This window comes from Phytohabitans aurantiacus (assembly GCF_027923225.1).
Lineage (GTDB): Bacteria > Actinomycetota > Actinomycetes > Mycobacteriales > Micromonosporaceae > Phytohabitans > Phytohabitans aurantiacus.
In genome coordinates this window covers 1-17,821 of the sequence record NZ_BSDI01000080.1, presented here as the reverse complement: position 1 = coordinate 17,821, position 17,821 = coordinate 1, and the positions used below count along the sequence as shown (strand labels likewise).

The following is a 17,821-nucleotide window of genomic DNA, read 5'->3' as shown; positions in this document are numbered from 1 at the left end:
GAACCATGAGCGACCCACGTACCACACCGTCGATCTTTACCCGCGGCGCGGTCGACCTGAGCGCGTTGCGCACCCCCGCGCCGGCCCCATCCACTCCGGCCCCGCCCACATCGCCGTCCGCGGCGGCCCCGACGGGCCCCGGCGGCGCAGCTGTGATCGACGTCACCGAGGCCACATTCCAGTCCGAGGTCCTGGAGCGGTCGCTCACCACGCCGGTCGTCATCGACTTCTGGGCCGACTGGTGCCAGCCATGCAAGCAGCTCTCGCCGATCCTGGAGCGGCTCGCCGCCGAGGGCGGTGGCTCCTGGATCCTCGCCAAGATCGACGTAGACGCCAACCCGCGGCTCGCGCAGGCGTTCCGCATCCAGAGCATCCCGCACGTCTTCGCGGTCATCGGCGGGCAGCCGGCCGAGCTGTTCGCCGGCGTGCTGCCCGAGGCGCACATCCGCCAGGCCATCGACGCCGTCCTCAAGGCCGCCGGCGTGCAGGCACCCGACGCACCGGAAGACCCACGCCTCACCGAGGCCGACGACGCCCTGATGGCCGGTGACCTCGACCGGGCCGAGCAGGCGTACAAGAAAATCCTCGCCGAGTCGCCGGCCGACCAGTCAGCCGAGGCCGGTCTCGCCCAGGTCGGGCTCGCCCGCCGGATCGAAGGCATCAACCCGGTCGAGGTACTGGCCACGGCCCAGGCCAACCCCGACGACGTACAGGCACAGCTGCTCGCCGCCGACGTCGAGGTGCTCAGCGGCCAGGCCGACCGCGCGTACGCCCGGCTGGTCAGCCTCGTGAAGCGCACCGCTGGCGACGAGCGCGAGGAGATCCGCAAGCACCTGCTGTCGCTCTTCGCCGTGGCCGGTCCCGACGACCCAGCGGTGGCGAGCGCCCGGCGGGCGCTCGCGAGCGCACTGTTCTAGGCGCCGCCCATGCGCCGAATCGCTGTCCTCGACGCACCGTCGAACCTCGGTCTGCGCCCGCCGACCGAGACGTCGGTGCCGGGCTGCGCCAAGGCGCCAGGCGCACTCCGCGACCACGACCTCATCCAGCGACTCGACGCACGCGACGCCGGCTGCCTCACCCCGCCCCGGTACGACCCGGGCGACTGGCGGCCCGGCGACGGCGTGTGCCACGCACGTGAGATCGCGAACTACTCGGCGCAGCTCGCCGGCCGCATCGGTGCCATCATCGAGGCCGGCGAGTTCCCGCTGATCCTCGGTGGCGACTGCTCGATCCTGCTCGGCTCGGCGCTGGCGATGAACCGGCTCGGCGAGCGCCTCGGCGGCCGCATCGGGCTCGTTTTCGTCGACGGTCACTCCGACTTCCGGCACCCCGGAAACGCGTCATACGTCGGGGCGGCCGCCGGCGAAGATCTGGCCCTCGCCACCGGCCGCGGTCAAGCCGACCTCGCCGCCATCGAGGGCCGCCGGCCGTACTTTCGCGACGTCGACGTGATCGTGCTGGGCATCCGGGCGCAAGACGAGTACCGCCTCGACCTGCAGGCGGCCGGCATCGTGACCCGGCCCGTACCGGCCCTGCGCGCCGAGGGCGCCGCGCGCACCGCCCAGTGGGCCCGCGAGCAGCTCACCGACTGCGTCGGGTACTGGGTGCACATCGACGTCGACGTGCTCGACCCGTCCGTGATGCCCGCCGTCGACGCGCCCGATCCGGGCGGGATCGCGTTTCCGGAGCTCGAGCTGCTCCTGGGCGGCCTGGTCTCGACACCCGAGTGCCTGGGCGTCGAGATCACCGTCTTCGACCCCGACTACGACCCCGACGGCGAATACGCCGCCGACATCGCGGCGACCCTGGTCGCGGGCCTGGCCCACGTAACCACCCCCGAACCAGTAGCCGAAATCGCTTAGAGGGCGCGGAGGAACTTTTCGGTCAGGGGGACGGAGGTGGCGGTGCTGTCGCCGCCGTTTTCGACGAAGACGGCGAACGCGATGTCGCCCTGCCACCCCACGAACCACGCGTGCGTGTGCGCGGGGTTGTTGTCGTACTCGGCGGTGCCGGTCTTGCCGTGCACCGGGCCCCCGGGGACGTCCTTGAGCGCGGCCCCGTGACCCGCCGTGACCACCTCGCGCATCATCTGGCGCAGCGGGGTGACGGAGGACGCCTTGAGCTGCGGGCCGGCGGGCGCGGTCGACGCGGGGGCCGGGTCGAGGAGCAGCTTGGGCTGTTGCCACTGGCCGCGGGCGACGGCCGCGGTTGCCGAGGCCATGGCGAGCGGGCTGACCACGGTGGTGCCCTGCCCGAAGGCGGCCGCCGCGCGTTCGCCCTCGGAGCCGCCCGCGGAGACCTTGCCGGTGAAGGCGTCGATGCCCAGGTCCCATTTTCCTTCGAGGCCGAGCGACCGGCCGGCGTTGCCGAGCCCGTCGTCGCCGAGCTTCGGAGCCAGCGACGCGAACGCCGTGTTGCACGACTTGGCGAAGTCGACCCGGAACGGCACCTTGCCCAGGACCATGTCGTGGGCGTTCTTGATCGGTGGGCGGCCGGGCACGTTGAGGGTCTTGGGGCAGTCGACGGTGCCGTTAAGGCTGACCGCGCCGGCGTCGAGCAGGCCGAGGGCGGACACCATCTTGAACGTCGAGCCGGGCGGCACGGAGGCGTTGAACGCGAGGTTGTTTCCGCTGGCGCCGGGACCGTTGGCGACCGCGAGGATCGAGCCGTCGCTGATCTTCAGGGCCACGATGGCGGTGTTGCGCGGGTTGCCCTTCAGCGCGGCGTCGGCGGCGTTCTGCACCTTGCGGTCCAGGGTGACCTTGAGTGGTGCGCCGGGCTTCGGCTCGCTGCGGAACACCTCGGCGACGGTCTCCGCCGGGCCCTCGGACTGAGGGTTCTTGCGGGTGACGACCACGGCTTGCCCGGTGGTGCCGCGCAGCTTCTCGTCGTACCGGCCCTGGAGCCCGCCGTGACCGATGAGGTCACCGATGACGAACTTGCCGGGATTTTTGTCCATGTCTTCCTTGAGCACCGGGTCGACGGTGCCAAGGAGCGCGCGTGCGAACTCGCGGCTGGGCGCGAGATACCGCTGCTCCTCCCGGAACACGGTGCCCGGCAGGTCACGCAGCGACTGCTCGATCTGCGCGAACACCTCCTGGCGCAGCGACACGACGTCGACGAAGGCGTTCGGCTGTGCCTTGGCCACGATGCCGGGCAGGTCCGCCAGGTCGACCTCGGTCTTCACCGACTTGAAAAGCCGGTCCATGTCCTTGACCAGCGCGTCGATCTGCGTGACGCGCTGCGGCTCGACGCCGACGACCACCACGGGCTTCTTCTGGACGATCGGCTGGCCGCCGGCGTCGACGATCTCGCCGCGATCGGCGGCGAGCCGGCGGGTCGCGAGCGCGTCTCCAGCGCTGAGCTTCTCCTGGACGATCTTGGGCTCCCAGATCACCTGCCAGGCGTCGTCCTTACCCTGCCGCAGCCGGAGGGTCGTCGGGTATGTCCAGTGTGTGCCGCCGGGGAGGGTCCAGTCGACGGTGACGGTGCTGGTGGCGATGTCTTCGGTGACCTTGGGGTCACCTTCCCGCTTGAGCGCCGGCGGGGTCTCGCCCAGCTCGCCGCTGAGCGATTTGATCTGCTCGGCGACGGTGGTGGCGGGCACCTTCTGGCCGGTCGGGTCGACGAAGCCGACCTTGCTGAGCTGGCCGCTCTGCCAACCGGTCAGGAACGCGTCGACCGTCTTGTCGGGTCCGTCCCCACCTGAGCAGGCGGCCAGTGTGCCCGCCGCTAGCACTACGCACGCAATCCCCGTGACACGCATGGTCTCGACAGTATTACGAGCCCTGTGATGTTCTCTGCCCCGCTCATGCCTAGCGGGGGTGAGCCCGGGTACTCAGACTAGGCTGAGACAAGAACCGGCCCACAACGGTGTGGGCGAGGGGGGAGTGTGCACCCATGGTCGGGCGTCCGGTCAAGGCGTCGAGTCTTCTCGAAGACGCGCTGCCACCCGACGAGGTCGAGGACGCTGAGATCGAGGAGCCGGTACCAAGTACCGAGCGCCTGATCGAGCAAGCCGTCGCACTGGCGGGTGACGACCAGGAGTCGGCCGCTCTCGTCGACCGGTTCTGGCGGTTCGCGCCCGATGAGGAGCTGGTCGGCTACACGGCCGACGAGATGCTGGCCGCCGCGCGCAGCCACCGCGAGCTGGCCGAGCAGCGGGTCACCGGCGAGCTGAAACTGCGGATCAGCGAGCCTCGCCCAGACGATCACCACACGGTCATCGAGACCGTCACGGACGACATGCCGTTCCTGGTCGACTCCGTGACCGCCCTGCTCACCGCCCACCACCTCGACGTGCACCTGCTCGTGCACCCGCTGATCGTGGTGCGCCGCGAGCCGCTCGGCAAGCTCGCCGAGGTGGCCGCCGAGGTCGAGGCCGACGACGCGATCGCCGGTGACCTGGTCGAGAGCTGGATGCACATCGAGATCGACCCGGTGCGCGACCCGGTCGCGCGCGAGCAGTTGCGCCGCGAGCTGCAGCGGGTGCTCACCGACGTGCGCGAGGCGGTCGAAGACTGGCCGAAGATGCGCCGCCGGGCGCTCGGCATCGCCGACGAGCTCGCCGCGGCGCGCAACACGCCCGACCGCCCGCCGGTGCCGGACAAGGACATCACCGACTCCGTCGACCTGCTGCGCTGGCTCGCCGACGACCACTTCACCTTCCTGGGATACCGCGAGTACCGGCTGATCGACGGTGGCACCGAGGGTGAAAAGGTGCTCCAGGCGGTGATGGGCACCGGCCTCGGCATCCTCCGGCAGGACCAGACCGCGCCCCGCGTGCTGTCGTCGATGACGCCGGAGGCATACGAGAAGGTGCTGGAGAAGCGCCTGCTGATCATCACGAAGGCGAACTCCCGCGCCACCGTGCACCGGTCGTCGTACCTGGACTACATCGGCATCAAGATGTTCGACGCGGCCGGCGACGTGATCGGCGAGCGGCGCTTCCTGGGGCTGTTCTCCGGCGCGGCGTACCGGACGAGCGTGCGCGAGCTGCCGGTGGTCCGGCGCAAGGTCGCCGAGGTGCTCGACCGCTCGGGCCTGTCGCAGCGCAGCCACTCCGGCAAGGACCTGCTCCAGATCCTGGAGACGTACCCGCGCGACGAGCTCTTTCAGATCAAGACCGACGACCTGTACCACGCGGTGATCGGCGTGCTGCGCATGGCGGGCCGCCGCCAGCTCCGCCTCTTCCTGCGGCGCGACGGGTACGGCCGGTTCATCTCCTGCCTCATCTACCTGCCCCGTGACAGGTTCACCACGCAGAACAGGCTGCGCATGCAGGAGATCCTGCTGCGCGAGCTGAACGGCGTGGGCGTCGACTACACCACCCGGGTGACCGAGTCGACGCTGGCACGGGTGCACTTCATCGTGCGCACCGACCCGGCCAGCCCGCCGGGCCCCGTCGACGCCGACGCGCTCGCGGAGGAGCTCGCCGACGCGACCCGGCTGTGGGAAGACGACTTCCGCCTCGTGCTGGAGCGCAAGCTCGGCGACGAGCAGGCGAAGACGCTGTACTTCCGGTACGCGGATGCGTATCCCGAGGGGTACAAGGACGAGCACGCGCCGCACGAGGCGGTGAAGGACCTCGCGAAGCTGGAGCTGCTCGACGAGCGCGGCCAGCTTGAGATGCACCTGTTCCACAAGCGGCAGGACGACGCCGACGTCCGGTTCAAGATTTACCGGTACGGCGAGCCGATGATGCTCTCGGCGGTACTGCCCGTGCTGCACTCGCTCGGCGTGGAGGCGACCGACGAGCGGCCGTACGAAATGCACCGCCCCGACGGCACGATCTACCTGTACGACTTCGGGCTGCGGCTGCCCGAGGCGCACCGGGCGCTCGCCGAGGTACGCCCGCACGTGGAGAACGCGTTCGCGGCGGCGTGGCGGCGCGAGGCCGAGGTCGACCGGTTCAACGAGTTGGTGCTGCGCGCCGGGCTGACCTGGCGGCAGGTGGTCGTGCTCCGGGCCTACGCCAAGTACCTGCGCCAGGCCGGCACGGTCTACTCGCAGGACTACATGGAGTCGACCTTCATCGCGTACCCGGCGATCGCCGGCCTGCTGGTGCGGCTCTTCGAGACGCGCTTCTCACCCGGCCAGCCGCCGGCTGACCGGGAAAAGCGCAGCCAGGAGCTGATCGACGAGATCCGGCAGCGCCTCGACGACGTGGCCAGCCTCGACCAGGACCGCATCCTGCGGGCGTACCTGACCCTCATCCAGGCGACCCTGCGCACCAGCTTCTTCCAGCGCGGCAGCGACGGGCGCCCGAAGTCGTACATCGCGTTCAAGCTCGACCCGCAGGCGATTCCGGACCTGCCGGCGCCCCGTCCGAAGTACGAGATCTTCGTGTACTCGCCGCGCTTCGAGGGCGTACACCTGCGTTTCGGAGCGGTGGCACGCGGCGGCCTGCGCTGGTCCGACCGGCGGGAAGACTTCCGCACCGAGGTGCTGGGCCTGGTCAAGGCGCAGATGGTCAAGAACGCGGTGATCGTGCCCGTGGGCGCCAAGGGTGGCTTCGTCCTGAAGGAGAAGCCGGGCGACCGGGAAGAGGCGGTCACGTGCTACCGCCGGTTCATCGGGGCGCTGCTCGACGTCACCGACAACATCGTGGGTGGCAAGGTCGTGCCGCCGCGTGACGTGGTGCGGCACGACGGCGACGACACGTACCTCGTAGTGGCCGCCGACAAGGGCACCGCCACGTTCTCCGACTACGCCAACGAGATCTCGGTGGCGCGCGGCTTCTGGATGGGCGACGCGTTCGCCTCCGGTGGCTCGGCGGGATACGACCACAAGAAGATGGGCATCACCGCCCGCGGCGCCTGGGAGTCGGTCAAGCGTCACTTCCGCGACCTCGACCTCGACACGCAGTCCCAGGACTTCACGGTCGTCGGTGTCGGCGACATGTCCGGTGACGTGTTCGGCAACGGCATGCTGCTGTCGCAGCACATCCGGCTGGTGGCCGCATTCGACCACCGGCACATCTTCGTGGACCCGACGCCCGACGCGGCCACGTCCTATGTGGAACGGCGGCGCGTTTTCGAACTGCCGCGCTCGTCGTGGGCCGACTATGACGCCTCGCTCATCTCCGAGGGCGGTGGCGTGTTTCCGCGTACCGCCAAATCCATCGCGATAACGCCGCAGATGCGTGCGGCGCTGGACCTCGACGGCGATGTCACCGCGATGTCGCCGGCCGACCTGATGCGTGCCATCCTGCTGGCGCCGGTCGATCTACTGTGGAACGGCGGCATCGGCACGTACGTCCGGGCGAGCGACGAGTCCAATGCGGACGTTGGCGACAAAGCCAATGACGCCATCCGCGTGACCGGCGGGCAACTGCGGTGCAAGGTGGTGGGCGAGGGCGGCAACCTGGGCCTGACCCAGCGCGGGCGGATCGAGTTCGCGGCCAAGGGCGGTCACATCTACACCGACTTCATCGACAACTCGGCCGGTGTCGACTGCTCCGACCACGAGGTCAACATCAAGATCCTGCTCGGTGGGGCGGTAGCGGACGGCGAGCTGACCACGCCCGAGCGCGACGCGTTGCTGGTCGAGATGACCGACGAGGTCGGCGAGCTGGTCCTGCGCGACAACTATCAGCAGGCGCAGGCGCTCGCCAACGCGCGTTCGCAGGCGGCGTCGCTGCTGCCGGTGCACCGCAGGATGCTGGCCGAGCTGGAGCGCTCCGGCGCGCTCGACCGCGGGCTCGAAGCGATGCCCACCGACGAGGAGCTGGACGCGCGCGACAGCGGGCTCACCACACCGGAATTCGCGGTACTGCTGGCGTACGTGAAGATCATGCTGGAGCGCGAGATCCTCGCCGACGCGCTACCGGACGAAGAGTGGACGACCGAGGTACTGGTCGACTACTTCCCGACCCCGTTGCGCGACCGGTACGCCGACCGTATGACCGGCCACCGCCTGCGCCGCGAGATCGTGGCGACCCAGCTCGTCAACGAGGTGGTCAACCGCGGCGGCACGTCGTTCGTCTTCCGGGCGATGGAGGAGACCGGTGCGTCGCCCGCCGACGTGCTGCGCGCCTACGTGGTCGTGCGCGAGATCTTCGGCCTGCGCGAGATCTGGGCTGCCGCGGAGGCGCTCGACAACAAGGTGCCGACGGCGGTGCAGACGATCGTCCACCTGGAGAGCCGGCGCCTGCTCGACCGGGCGGTGCGGTGGCTGGTCACGTCGCGCCGTTCGCCGCTCGACGTGCCGGGCGAGATCCGGCGTCTGCGGCCGGGGGTGGCGGAGCTGCTGCCCCGCCTGGTGGTGCTCTTCCGCGGCGCCGAGCAGGAGACCCTGCGTTCACACGCCAAGGGCCTCGTGTCACGAGGGCTGCCGGAGGCGCTCGCCGTCCACACGACCCGCATGGTGTACGGCTTTGGGCTGCTCGATGTCGTCGAGACGGCGAACACGATCGGTCGCGACGTCTCCGAGGTCGCGTCGGTCTACTTCGTACTGTCCGAAGAGTTCCGTGTCGACGAGCTGCTGTCGAAGATCTCGTTGCTGCCCCGCGAAGACCGGTGGCAGACGCTGGCCCGGATGGCGCTGCGCTACGACCTGTACGCCGCGCTGGCCGCGCTCACCGCCGAGGTGCTGACATCGACACCGTCCGACCTGCAGCCCGATGAGCGGGTGCGGGTGTGGGAGCGCGCCAACGCCGCCACCATCAACCGGACCCGGAACGCGATCGGGGAGTTCGGTGACTCTCGGGCCGACCTGGCGGCGCTCTCCGTGCTGCTGCGCCAGATCCGCACGCTCGTCAGGACATCGGCAGCGGCATGAAGCGTGATCAGCCCTACGCGTAACGCGGAATCCAACCGGCGGGTAGGGTTCTGATCGATGTTGGACAAGCGCCTTTACCACCACCTGGTGACGTGGCTCGGCCAGTGGCCGCCCGGCCGGGAGGTCACCGTGGTCGGCTCCGAGCGGCGCACGTTGCCGGGTTGGGACGGCGCCGTGCACCCGCTGGTCGGTGTCGGCACGCCCGCCGGCGCGGTGCTGTCCGTGCCGCCGCCCCGCGCGGCTGCCGTCCGGGCACTGGCCGACCTGCCCATCGACGACCTCCTGGCGAAGCTGCCGGAGGCGGTGGGGCTGGACGCCGACCGCCGCGTGTACCGGGGCGTGTTCCGGTACAGCCTGGGCCCGGAAGACCTGCCCGACGCAGGGGAGTGGCTGCCGGTCGACGATCCGGTGGTGCCGGAGTGGCTGCGCCCGTTCGGCGGGGAGGTTCTCGTCGCCCGCTCGCAGTCGGGCGGGTACCTGGCGGGCGTCGGCATCAAGCGGCACGACCAGTACGGCAACGAGATCGCGGTCGGCACCGAGGAGGAGGCCCGGGGGCAGGGCCTGGGTCGGCGGCTGGTCGCACAGGCGGCTCGCCGCATCCTCGACGAGGGTGCGGTGCCGACCTACCTGCACGCGCCCGACAACACCGCCTCGGCCCGGGTTGCCGAGGCGGCCGGTTTCCCCGACCGCGGCTGGTCCGTCTACGGCGCCTAGTTTTCGACTGCCTTCGTGCCTTGGCGCTTGATGAGCGGGCGGGTCGTTTCGCGGGGCGGTTGGGAAGGCAGGGGCGTGGACGGCGGGGGAGGCGGTGGCGCCACCGCCTCCGGGTCGAGGCGGCCGGACTCAGAGCTGGGTATCCGGTTGAGCACGCTGTGCGCCTGCCGGTCGACCATGCGCGTGACGAGCTGCTGGGCGTACCCGAGCACGATGGCGTATCCGACGATCTGCTGTGTGCTGTCCAAGGCGGACAGTCCAGGTAGGAACCTCCCGGCGAGCAGCAGCAGCGCGGTCAGCGAGACCAGGGCGCCCGCCGGCAGTTTCAGCAGCGCGAGTGCGACGGGTACCCCGTACGGCGTGGACGTGCCGCGCATCCCGCGGATCGACACCATCGCACTGAGCGCTCCGCCCACCAACCCGAGGAACTCGACGAGCGCGATGTCGCCGCCGCTCGGCTGACCGTCGCGGCCGGTCGGGCACCGGGCTCCGTCGAAGCACAGGTTGATGGTGGAGGGCTGCCAGACGCCGAGCGCGGCGAGTCCGGCGGCCAGGAGGAAGAGCATCACCGTGGTCGCCAGGATGAGGTTGCGCAGGCTGCGCACCCGCGTGTACTGCTCGTCGGAGGCGATGAACGCCCACTGGAGCGCCGTGCGATACGCGGATCGGTCAGCGGCGCTGACCCGGCTGGTGTCGCCCCACTCGTCGATGAGCCGGCGGTTCGCCTCGGTCCGGCGGCGGTCGTCGGCGGCGAGGGTCCGCTCGACCAGCCCCACGACGGCGTGCCGCCCGGTTTTGAGGTCTTCCGGCGGCTGCACGGAGACGAGCAGCAGCTCCGCGTTGTGCAGGTTGATCCAGGCGGCGTCGACGAGCGCGCCGTTCCACCAGTCGCGGAAGCGCGTCCACCAGTGGCCGCGCAGGGTCGCCGCGTCGATGGCGGCCTTGAGATGCCCTTCGACCGCCGGCGCGACCCGGCTCCAGTCTTCGACGTCCTCGACGGCGAGCAGTTGTGCGCGGAGATAGCTGGCGCGGGCCACCACGAGTTCCCGCCAGCCGGTGGCTTTCTTGGGGCGCGGAACCGCGAAGGTGGGCGCTGGGTGCGTCATACCCTTTGGGATCTCAAAGGACCCGGTGCGCTGTCAACGCCTTTGTCGCCAAGGCGTCCGATATGAGAGGTGACGCAGCGCCAATCCAACAACAGGACGCCGAGCGCAGAACCGCGGGCCCGGTCGGGGGGATGCCGGGCCCGCGGCCCGCTGGTTTCCCCAGGCCGTGGCTTACTGAGTAGTAACGCTACGTGGCGCTAAATCGCGTTTCAAGAGGAGAAGGGGCGAAATGGACCGTTCGGCCGAGTACGGACCGATTACTCTCCGTGATTTCCGGTCAGTCCCAGCGCTTCCGCGGCGGCCCGGCCGTTGGCGTGGCTCGCGCCAAAAGTGGTGACGAACGCCCGCGCGCCCGCCGGTCGCCAGCTCGACGGCCAGCCCATCTCGACCACGGCGACGGGGTGTTTGGCGGCCAGCGCCTCGATCAGCGCGCGGGCCGCCGGCGCTCGGTGGGCATGCCGCCCCACGACGACGATCGGACGGTCGCCGGCCCGGGCCAGCACCTCGGCGATGTCGGTCTCAGCGGCCACCACGCGAAGGTGCTCCTGCCCATCGAGGTGGGGAGCGAGCCCCCAGGGCACCCGGCCCTCGGCGATGGTGGACGACGACACGAGCTGTACGACCAGGGGAACACCGGCCCCGTCGAGCGCGCCCTCCACGCGTACCGCTCGACGCGCGGCGGCGTACCCGAGATCCGGCGGCGAGAAACCCGGCGCGGGCCGTGCGGCCCACGCGGCGAGCGCGGCCACCCGCTCCGCGGCTTCCTCGACCCGCGCCGCCGGCAGGCGGCCGTCCGCGACGGCCGCCGCGATCTCCGCGGCGACCTCCTCGACCAGCGCCGCGTCGACCTTCGCGCCGATGCAGAGCAGGTCGGCACCGGCCAACAGCGCGGGTACCGCGGCCCGCGCGGTGCCGCCGGCCGCCAGCGCGGCGCCTTTCATCTCCAGCGCGTCGGTGACCACCGTGCCCGTAAAGCCCAACTCGCCGCGGAGCAGGTCGACAAGCGCCGCCCGGCTGAACGTCGCCGGAGCGGTGCCGGTCAGCTCCGGTACCCGGATGTGCGCGCTCATGACCGCTCGCGTCCCCGCCTCGACGACCGCCCGGAACGGCGGCAGGTCCCGGGCGCGCAGGAGGTCGAGCGGTGCGTCCACGGTGGGCAGTTCGAGGTGCGAGTCGGCGACGGTCGCGCCGTGGCCGGGGAAATGCTTGGCGCACGCGGCGACGCCGGACTCCTGGAGCCCCGCGACGGCCGCGGCGGCGTGTGCGGCAACCCGTTCGGGTACGGAGCCGAAGGACCGGGTACCGATGATCGGGTTGTCGTCGGCCGTGTTGACGTCGACGGTGGGTGCGAGGTTCAGGTTGATGCCGGTACCGGCCAAGTCGTCGCCGATCGCCCGATAGATCCGCCGGGTCAGGTCCGTATCGTCCACTACGCCCAGTGCGGCGTTACCGGGATACGGGCTGCCGGTCGCGTGTGCGAGCCGGGTGACGTCGCCACCCTCCTCGTCGATCGCGACCAGTACGTCGGATCGCACGCCCCGCAGGGCACCCGCGAGCGCCGCAACTTGCGTAGCCTTGTTGATGTTGAATCCGAAGAGCGTGTATCCCGCCAACCCTTCCCCGACAAGGTCGAGGGCCCATGGCGGCGCGGTCGTGCCGGGAAAGGCGGCCAGCAGTGTGCGTAGCGCGAGCCGGCGTAGCCCTGGATCGGTCGACACGTTGCGTGCTCCCCTTCAAGTGCTCCACGATTACACTTCGGTAAGGTTTATTTAGTACTAGAGGACGGTACATGGCCTCCCCGCGCCTGCCCGGCACCCCGCGACTGCTCCGTGCGCTCAACGACCGCTCCGCGCTGGAGCTGTTGCTTACCCGCGGCCCCCTTACCCGGGCACAGCTCGGTGAGCTGACCGGCCTCAGCAAGGTCACCGCCTCACAACTCGTCGAACGGCTGGAAGAGCGCGGGCTCGTGACACGCGTGGGCGAGCAGGCGGGCGGTCGCGGTCCCAACGCCCAGTTGTACGCCGTGACGCCGAGCAGCGCCCACGTCGTCGGCGTGGTGGTCGACGCCGACCGGGTCGTGGCCGCCTGTGCCGACATCACCGGCACGGTCGTCGGCCGGGTCGAGCAGTCCACTAAGGACAACGACGACCCGGTGGGTGTGGTGCACAACGCGGTCGTGCAAGCGGCCCGCAGCGCCAAAGCAGACCTGGGCACCGTCAAGCGGGTCGTGCTCGGCACGCCCGGCCTCGTCGACCCGGGCACCGGCGACATCACGTTCGCGTGGAACCTGCCCCGGTGGCACCGCGGCCTGCTCGCCGCGCTGCGCGAAGACCTGCACACGCCCGTCGTCTTCGGCAACGACGTCAACCTCGCCGCCGTCGCCGAGGCGCACGACGGTGCGGCCAAGGGCGTCGACGACTTCGTGCTCATCTGGATCGGCGGCGGCGTGGGCCTCGCGATCATGCTGGGCGGCCGGCTGCACCAGGGCAGCACCGGCGCCGCTGGCGAGATCGGATACCTGCCGGTGCCGGGCGCGCCCATCCCGCGTGACGCGTACCGGCGGTCCAAGGGTGCCTTCCAGCAGGTGGCCGCCGCCGACGCGGTGCGTGCGGTGGCGCGCGAGCACGGCTTCCGGGGCGGTAGCGCGGCCGAGGCTGTGCGCACCGCCATCGCCGCCGGCACCAAGGGCGGCCCGATGCTCGACGAGGTGGCCCGCCGTCTGGCACTGGGCGTCGCCAGCACGTGCGTGGTACTCGACCCGCCGCTCGTCGTGCTCTCCGGCGAGGTCGGCCAGGCGGGCGGCAGCGCGCTGGCGGAGCGGGTACAGCACGAGGTCGCCGCGATCACGCTGGTGGCGCCGCGGGTCGTGGTGAGCGAGGTGGCCGAGGAGCCGGTGCTCAAGGGCGCCCTGCTCACCGGCCTCCACGCGGCGCGCGACGAGGTGTTCGGGTCGACGGTGTAGGGCTTATGCCAGGTCGCGTCTGCGGAAGTTCGCGAAGGCGGCCACCGCCACCACGGCCACCAGCGCGGTCAGCACGATCAGGCCGTGTGCCCACGTCAGCGAGTAGGAGCAGTCCTCGAAGGACCCGATACAGGGCCCGTCGTAGAACGTGACGCGGCCGCCCATCCACGCGCCCAGGTAGGTGGAGAGCATGTAGGTCTCGGTGCGGCCGGCCTCCACCACCTCCATCACGATGCGCGCGCCGACCTCCCAGACGATCGCGTACCCCGCCACGACACCCATCGCGGCGGCGGTGTGCCGGCCCAGCGTCGCCAGGCAGAAGCCGAGTGCCGCCGCGCCCAGTACGAGGAGCAAGCCGCGGACGACGAGCATCGCCAGGTCGCCCCAGAACTCCGCGTCGACGTCGCCCGGCAGGCCGTTGACCTGGGCGATCACCCAGAACGACGCGATGTATCCGACCGTGGCGACCACGGCCACCGCCAGCACCGAGGCGAGCAGCGTGCCGAGCTTGGTGCCCAGTACGGTCAACCGCTGCGGCCGCCACAGCAGCAGGTTCGTCATGCCGCCCGAGTTTAGTTCCGCGCCGACGAACGAGGCCGCCACCAGAAAGCCGAAGAGCGCGACGAAGGCCACCATGAAGTAGACGAGGTTACCGATCTCGCGTTCGAAGACGAAGACGCCGAACAGGTAGTCCTCGAGGCGGGGCTTCCGCTCGCTCAGGGTCTGGCAGAAGTCCGTGGTGCCCTGGCCGGACTCGCAGAGCTCACGCATCTGCTCCTGGCGCGACTCTTCCTGTACGACCTGGATCTCGGCCCGCTCCCACTCGGCGGCGGTCGGCCGGTGCGAACTTCCCACCATGGTCGCGATCGTGACCACGAAGGAGCCGACGAGCAGTATCAGCATCAACTGCGTGAACCGGCGGGCCAGCAGCCGGCTCAGCTCGGCGCGTACCAGGTTCATTTCGCTTCTCCCTCGACCACCGTCACCGACAGATCGTGCTCGGCGCCGGGGCGCACCGCGTCGTCGACCTGCTTGTGCGTCCCGGGCTCCGGCTCGGTGCCGGTGAGCTGGAGGAAGACGCTCTCCAGGTCGGGTGTGAGCGGGGTCAGCTCACGTATCCACATGCCCTGGCCGCCCAGCGTCTCGCTGACCCACGCCGGGTCGGCGAGGTCGCCCACCACGAAGTGGTCATCGTGGACGGTCACCGGCAGCCCGGCACCGCGGATCACCTCCGCGGCCCGTTCGTGCTCGGCGACGCGTACCCGATATTCACCCTTGTCGAAGCCCGACAGGACCTCGGACACCGGACCGCTCAGCACCCGCCGGCCGCGCGAAATGATCGTCACGTGGTCGCAGATGAGCTGGATCTCGGCCAGGATGTGGCTCGACACCAGCACCGTCACGTTGGCGGCGGCCAGGTCGCGCATCAGGTCGCGCATCTCTCGGATGCCGGCCGGGTCCAGGCCGTTGGCCGGCTCGTCGAGGATCAACAGCTCCGGTTGCTTCAGCAGGGCCGAGGCGACCGCCAGCCGCTGCTTCATGCCCAGCGAGTACCCCTTGACCCGCTCGTCGCCGCGATCACGGAGCCCGACCTGGTCGAGCACCTCTTCCACCCGCTCGTGCGGCACACCGCCGGCCGTGGCGAGCAGCCGGAGCGTGCGGCGACCGGTGAAGTTGCCGAAGAACTGCGGGCTCTCGACGATCGCGCCGACCCGGCCGGCGACCGCGGGCAGCTCGGCGGGCGCCTGGCGACCCAGTACCGCCATCCGGCCAGCGTCGGCATGGACCAGGCCGAGCAGCGCGCGCAGCGTCGTGGTCTTGCCCGAACCGTTGGGGCCGAGGAAACCGTGCACCTGTCCGGCCTCGACGGTCATGTCGAAGCCGTCCAGCGCGACGCGGGCTCCGCCGCGCAGCGTGCGGAACGTCTTGCGCAGCCCATCAATCTCGATGACGGCACTCATGGCGAGGAACCTTACGGTGAGCATCACATCTGTGGGGGGTAGGCCGGTCGGCCGTGGTTGGATGGTCCAGTGCCCGCGGCGAACGACGATCTGGTGATTGACCTCGACGGAGTCGGTGTAACTCGCTCCGGCGCGCATCTTTTGCGCGACCTCACCTGGCAGGTCGAGTTGGACGAACGGTGGGTCGTGCTCGGCCCGAACGGTGCCGGCAAGACCACGCTGCTCAACATCGCGGGTGCCCGGCTCTACCCCAGCACGGGCACCGCGCGCGTCCTGGGCGAGCGGCTCGGGCGCACCGACGTCAACGAGCTGCGCACCCGGATCGGCCTGTCCAGCGCCGCGCTCGCCGAGCGGATCCCCGGCGACGAGATCGTGCACAACGTCGTGGTGACCGCCTCCTGGGGCGTCGTCGGGCGCTGGCGCGAGCGGTACGAGTCGATCGACGAGGTGCGGGCCCGCGCGCTGCTCGACCAGTTCGGCGTGGCCGGGTTGGCCGACCGTGCGTACGGGACGCTGTCGGAGGGGGAGCGCAAGCGCGTGCAGATCGCCCGCGCCCTCATGACCGACCCCGAGCTGCTGATGCTCGACGAGCCGGCCGCCGGCCTCGACCTGGGTGCCCGCGAAGACCTGGTGAACCGCCTGGCCGAGCTGGCCTACGACCCGGACGCCCCGGCGATCGTGCTGGTCACCCACCACGTCGAGGAGATACCGCCAGGCTTCACCCACGCGCTGTTGCTGCGCGAGGGCGGCGTGGTCGCGCAGGGGTTGATCGGCACGGTACTGACCAGCGACAACCTGTCGAAGACGTTCGGCCTACCGCTGAAGCTGGAGCGGTCGGGAGAACGATTCATCGCGTTCTCCTGATCTAGACTCTGTTGATGCGTCAGCCCCGCGTCGTTGTGGTCGGCAGCGCCAACATGGACCTGGTCGCGACCTCTCCGGTGCTGCCCCGGCCGGGCGAGACCGTGCTCGGTAACGACTTCACGATGGTGCCCGGTGGCAAGGGAGCCAACCAGGCGATCGCCGCGTCGCGCGCCGGTGCGTCCTGTTCGTTCCTCGGCGCGATCGGTTCCGACGCGTTCGGCGTGACCCTCAAGGCACGGCTGGCCGCGTCCGGAGTCGACAGCGCGCACGCCCGAGTCGTCTACGGCTCGTCCGGCGTGGCCCTCGTCGTGGTCAACGCCGAAGGTGAGAACACCATCGTCGTGACCCCGGGAGCCAACGGCGCGTTCGCCGCGCTGACCGACGCCGAGCTCGCCACCATCCAAGGCGCCGACGTGCTCGTGTGCCAGCTCGAAATCCCCGTCGAGACGGTCACGCAGGCGGCCGTCGCCGCCCGTGCGGCGGGAGTCCGGGTACTGCTCAACGCCGCCCCGGCGCGCGACCTGCCCGACGAGCTGCTGGCGGCCGTCGACCTGCTCGTCGTCAACGAGGGCGAGGCGCAGGCCATCCTCGGCGGCAGTCTCGACGACCCGGCGGCGCTGCTCTCGGTCGTGCCGCGCGCGGTCGTGACCCTCGGCGACGAGGGCGCCTGGTACGTCTCCCGGGACGGCGAGGGCACCCGGGTCCCGGCCTTCAAGGTCGACACGGTCGACTCGACGGCGGCGGGTGACGCGTTCACTGGTGCGCTGGCGGTGGCGTGGGGCGAGGAGCGCGACCTGGTCGACGCGGTGCGCTGGGCATGCGCGGCCGGTGCCGTCTGCGCTCGCCGCCTTGGCGCGTCCGTGTCGCTGCCCACCCGCGACGAAATCGACGCGCTGTACGCCTCCACTTGATCCGACACGTCATGCTGGAAGCATGATCCGGATCATCCTCAACCTGCTCTGGCTCATCTTCGGCGGCGGAATCGTGCTGGCCATCGGATACGGCATCGCGGCACTGATCTGCTTCGTACTGGTGATCACGATCCCGTTCGGGGTGGCGTCACTGCGGCTGGCCTACTACTCACTGTGGCCGTTCGGCCGGACCCTCGTGCCGAAGCCGGGCGCCGGCGTCGGCTCGGGCCTCGCCAACGTGCTCTGGGTGGTGCTGGCCGGCTGGTGGCTGGCGCTCACCCACATCGTCGCCGGCATCGGCCTGTGCCTGACGATCATCGGCATCCCGTTCGGCATCGCCAACTTCAAGCTCGTGCCGGCGGCGTTCTGGCCGCTGGGCCGCGAGGTAGTCGACGTCCCGTAGTGATCAGGGCGTCCCTCAAGTCGCTCTAGTGCGGTGACCATGAACGTTCACCGGGTCTGGTCGTCAGGCCGCCTTGGTGCGGGGTCGGCCCCAGCGTTGTTGGCGTTCGCTGCGGATGC

The 17,821-nt window shown here is 70.6% G+C and carries 12 protein-coding genes and 1 pseudogene; 8 read left to right on the top strand and 5 right to left on the bottom strand.

Going from position 1 to position 17,821, the window contains the following annotated elements:
• Nucleotides 1-5 precede the first annotated feature (5 nt).
• Both QMG73_RS42545 and QMG73_RS42540 read left to right on the top strand, forming a co-directional pair.
• Nucleotides 6-917, top strand: a complete 912-nt coding sequence (locus QMG73_RS42545; RefSeq protein ID WP_281905317.1) for a tetratricopeptide repeat protein — start codon at nucleotides 6-8, stop codon at nucleotides 915-917.
• A gap of 9 nt (nucleotides 918-926) precedes the next feature.
• Nucleotides 927-1,850 (top strand): annotated as a pseudogene (locus tag QMG73_RS42540) (arginase family protein); the annotation flags it as partial.
• An 8-nt stretch (nucleotides 1,851-1,858) separates the two neighbouring features.
• Here the strand turns inward: QMG73_RS42540 and QMG73_RS42535 are convergent.
• On the bottom strand, nucleotides 1,859-3,766 hold the full coding sequence (locus QMG73_RS42535; protein ID WP_281905316.1) for a penicillin-binding transpeptidase domain-containing protein: 1,908 nt from the start codon (nucleotides 3,764-3,766) through the stop codon (nucleotides 1,859-1,861).
• A 134-nt stretch (nucleotides 3,767-3,900) separates the two neighbouring features.
• Between QMG73_RS42535 and QMG73_RS42530 the strand changes: the two genes are divergently transcribed.
• Together QMG73_RS42530 and QMG73_RS42525 are read left to right on the top strand one after the other, a co-directional pair.
• Nucleotides 3,901-8,781: an NAD-glutamate dehydrogenase gene (locus QMG73_RS42530; protein ID WP_281905315.1), complete on the top strand. Its 4,881-nt coding sequence runs from the start codon at nucleotides 3,901-3,903 to the stop codon at nucleotides 8,779-8,781.
• Between the two features lie 57 nt (nucleotides 8,782-8,838).
• Nucleotides 8,839-9,495: a GNAT family N-acetyltransferase gene (locus tag QMG73_RS42525; protein WP_281905314.1), complete on the top strand. Its 657-nt coding sequence runs from the start codon at nucleotides 8,839-8,841 to the stop codon at nucleotides 9,493-9,495.
• On the opposite strand, the gene QMG73_RS42520 is transcribed toward QMG73_RS42525, so the two are convergent.
• Nucleotides 9,492-10,601 carry a hypothetical protein gene (locus QMG73_RS42520; RefSeq protein WP_281905313.1) on the bottom strand — a complete coding sequence of 370 codons (1,110 nt, stop codon included), beginning with the start codon at nucleotides 10,599-10,601 and terminating at the stop codon, nucleotides 9,492-9,494. The two genes, QMG73_RS42525 and QMG73_RS42520, sit on opposite strands and share 4 nt — an antisense overlap.
• Nucleotides 10,602-10,858: 257 nt before the next feature.
• Nucleotides 10,859-12,319 (bottom strand): glycoside hydrolase family 3 N-terminal domain-containing protein, encoded by a 1,461-nt coding sequence (locus QMG73_RS42515; RefSeq protein ID WP_281905312.1) that lies wholly within the window; start codon nucleotides 12,317-12,319, stop codon nucleotides 10,859-10,861.
• A gap of 71 nt (nucleotides 12,320-12,390) precedes the next feature.
• Here QMG73_RS42515 and QMG73_RS42510 point away from each other — a divergent pair, with 71 nt between their 5' ends.
• Nucleotides 12,391-13,563 carry an ROK family transcriptional regulator gene (locus QMG73_RS42510; protein ID WP_281905310.1) on the top strand — a complete coding sequence of 391 codons (1,173 nt, stop codon included), beginning with the start codon at nucleotides 12,391-12,393 and terminating at the stop codon, nucleotides 13,561-13,563.
• Between the two features lie 3 nt (nucleotides 13,564-13,566).
• Here QMG73_RS42510 and QMG73_RS42505 read toward each other — a convergent pair whose 3' ends face one another.
• Both QMG73_RS42505 and QMG73_RS42500 read right to left on the bottom strand, forming a co-directional pair.
• Nucleotides 13,567-14,523 carry an ABC transporter permease subunit gene (locus tag QMG73_RS42505; RefSeq protein ID WP_281905309.1) on the bottom strand — a complete coding sequence of 319 codons (957 nt, stop codon included), beginning with the start codon at nucleotides 14,521-14,523 and terminating at the stop codon, nucleotides 13,567-13,569.
• Nucleotides 14,520-15,524 (bottom strand): ABC transporter ATP-binding protein, encoded by a 1,005-nt coding sequence (locus QMG73_RS42500; protein WP_281905308.1) that lies wholly within the window; start codon nucleotides 15,522-15,524, stop codon nucleotides 14,520-14,522. The genes QMG73_RS42505 and QMG73_RS42500 overlap by 4 nt, the downstream gene beginning before the upstream one ends.
• A gap of 57 nt (nucleotides 15,525-15,581) precedes the next feature.
• Between QMG73_RS42500 and QMG73_RS42495 the strand changes: the two genes are divergently transcribed.
• Genes QMG73_RS42495 through QMG73_RS42485 form a run of 3 tightly spaced genes read left to right on the top strand, consistent with a single transcriptional unit; the run spans nucleotide 15,582 to nucleotide 17,702 of the window.
• Nucleotides 15,582-16,388, top strand: coding sequence for an ABC transporter ATP-binding protein (locus tag QMG73_RS42495; protein WP_281905306.1), 807 nt, complete (start codon nucleotides 15,582-15,584; stop codon nucleotides 16,386-16,388).
• Between the two features lie 14 nt (nucleotides 16,389-16,402).
• On the top strand, nucleotides 16,403-17,299 hold the full coding sequence (locus QMG73_RS42490) for a ribokinase (RefSeq protein ID WP_281905304.1): 897 nt from the start codon (nucleotides 16,403-16,405) through the stop codon (nucleotides 17,297-17,299).
• 22 nt (nucleotides 17,300-17,321) lie between these two features.
• On the top strand, nucleotides 17,322-17,702 hold the full coding sequence (locus QMG73_RS42485; RefSeq protein WP_281905303.1) for a YccF domain-containing protein: 381 nt from the start codon (nucleotides 17,322-17,324) through the stop codon (nucleotides 17,700-17,702).
• Nucleotides 17,703-17,821: the final 119 nt, after the last annotated feature.

Excerpts from the sequence above, each read along its gene's own strand:
- QMG73_RS42545 (WP_281905317.1), top strand. The coding sequence starts at position 6 with ATGAGCGACCCACGTACCACACCGTCGATCTTTACCCGCGGCGCGGTC.
- QMG73_RS42535 (WP_281905316.1), bottom strand. The coding sequence starts at position 3,766 with ATGCGTGTCACGGGGATTGCGTGCGTAGTGCTAGCGGCGGGCACACTG.
- QMG73_RS42530 (WP_281905315.1), top strand. The coding sequence starts at position 3,901 with ATGGTCGGGCGTCCGGTCAAGGCGTCGAGTCTTCTCGAAGACGCGCTG.
- QMG73_RS42525 (WP_281905314.1), top strand. The coding sequence starts at position 8,839 with ATGTTGGACAAGCGCCTTTACCACCACCTGGTGACGTGGCTCGGCCAG.
- QMG73_RS42520 (WP_281905313.1), bottom strand. The coding sequence starts at position 10,601 with ATGACGCACCCAGCGCCCACCTTCGCGGTTCCGCGCCCCAAGAAAGCC.
- QMG73_RS42510 (WP_281905310.1), top strand. The coding sequence starts at position 12,391 with ATGGCCTCCCCGCGCCTGCCCGGCACCCCGCGACTGCTCCGTGCGCTC.
- QMG73_RS42505 (WP_281905309.1), bottom strand. The coding sequence starts at position 14,523 with ATGAACCTGGTACGCGCCGAGCTGAGCCGGCTGCTGGCCCGCCGGTTC.
- QMG73_RS42500 (WP_281905308.1), bottom strand. The coding sequence starts at position 15,524 with ATGAGTGCCGTCATCGAGATTGATGGGCTGCGCAAGACGTTCCGCACG.
- QMG73_RS42490 (WP_281905304.1), top strand. The coding sequence starts at position 16,403 with ATGCGTCAGCCCCGCGTCGTTGTGGTCGGCAGCGCCAACATGGACCTG.
- QMG73_RS42485 (WP_281905303.1), top strand. The coding sequence starts at position 17,322 with ATGATCCGGATCATCCTCAACCTGCTCTGGCTCATCTTCGGCGGCGGA.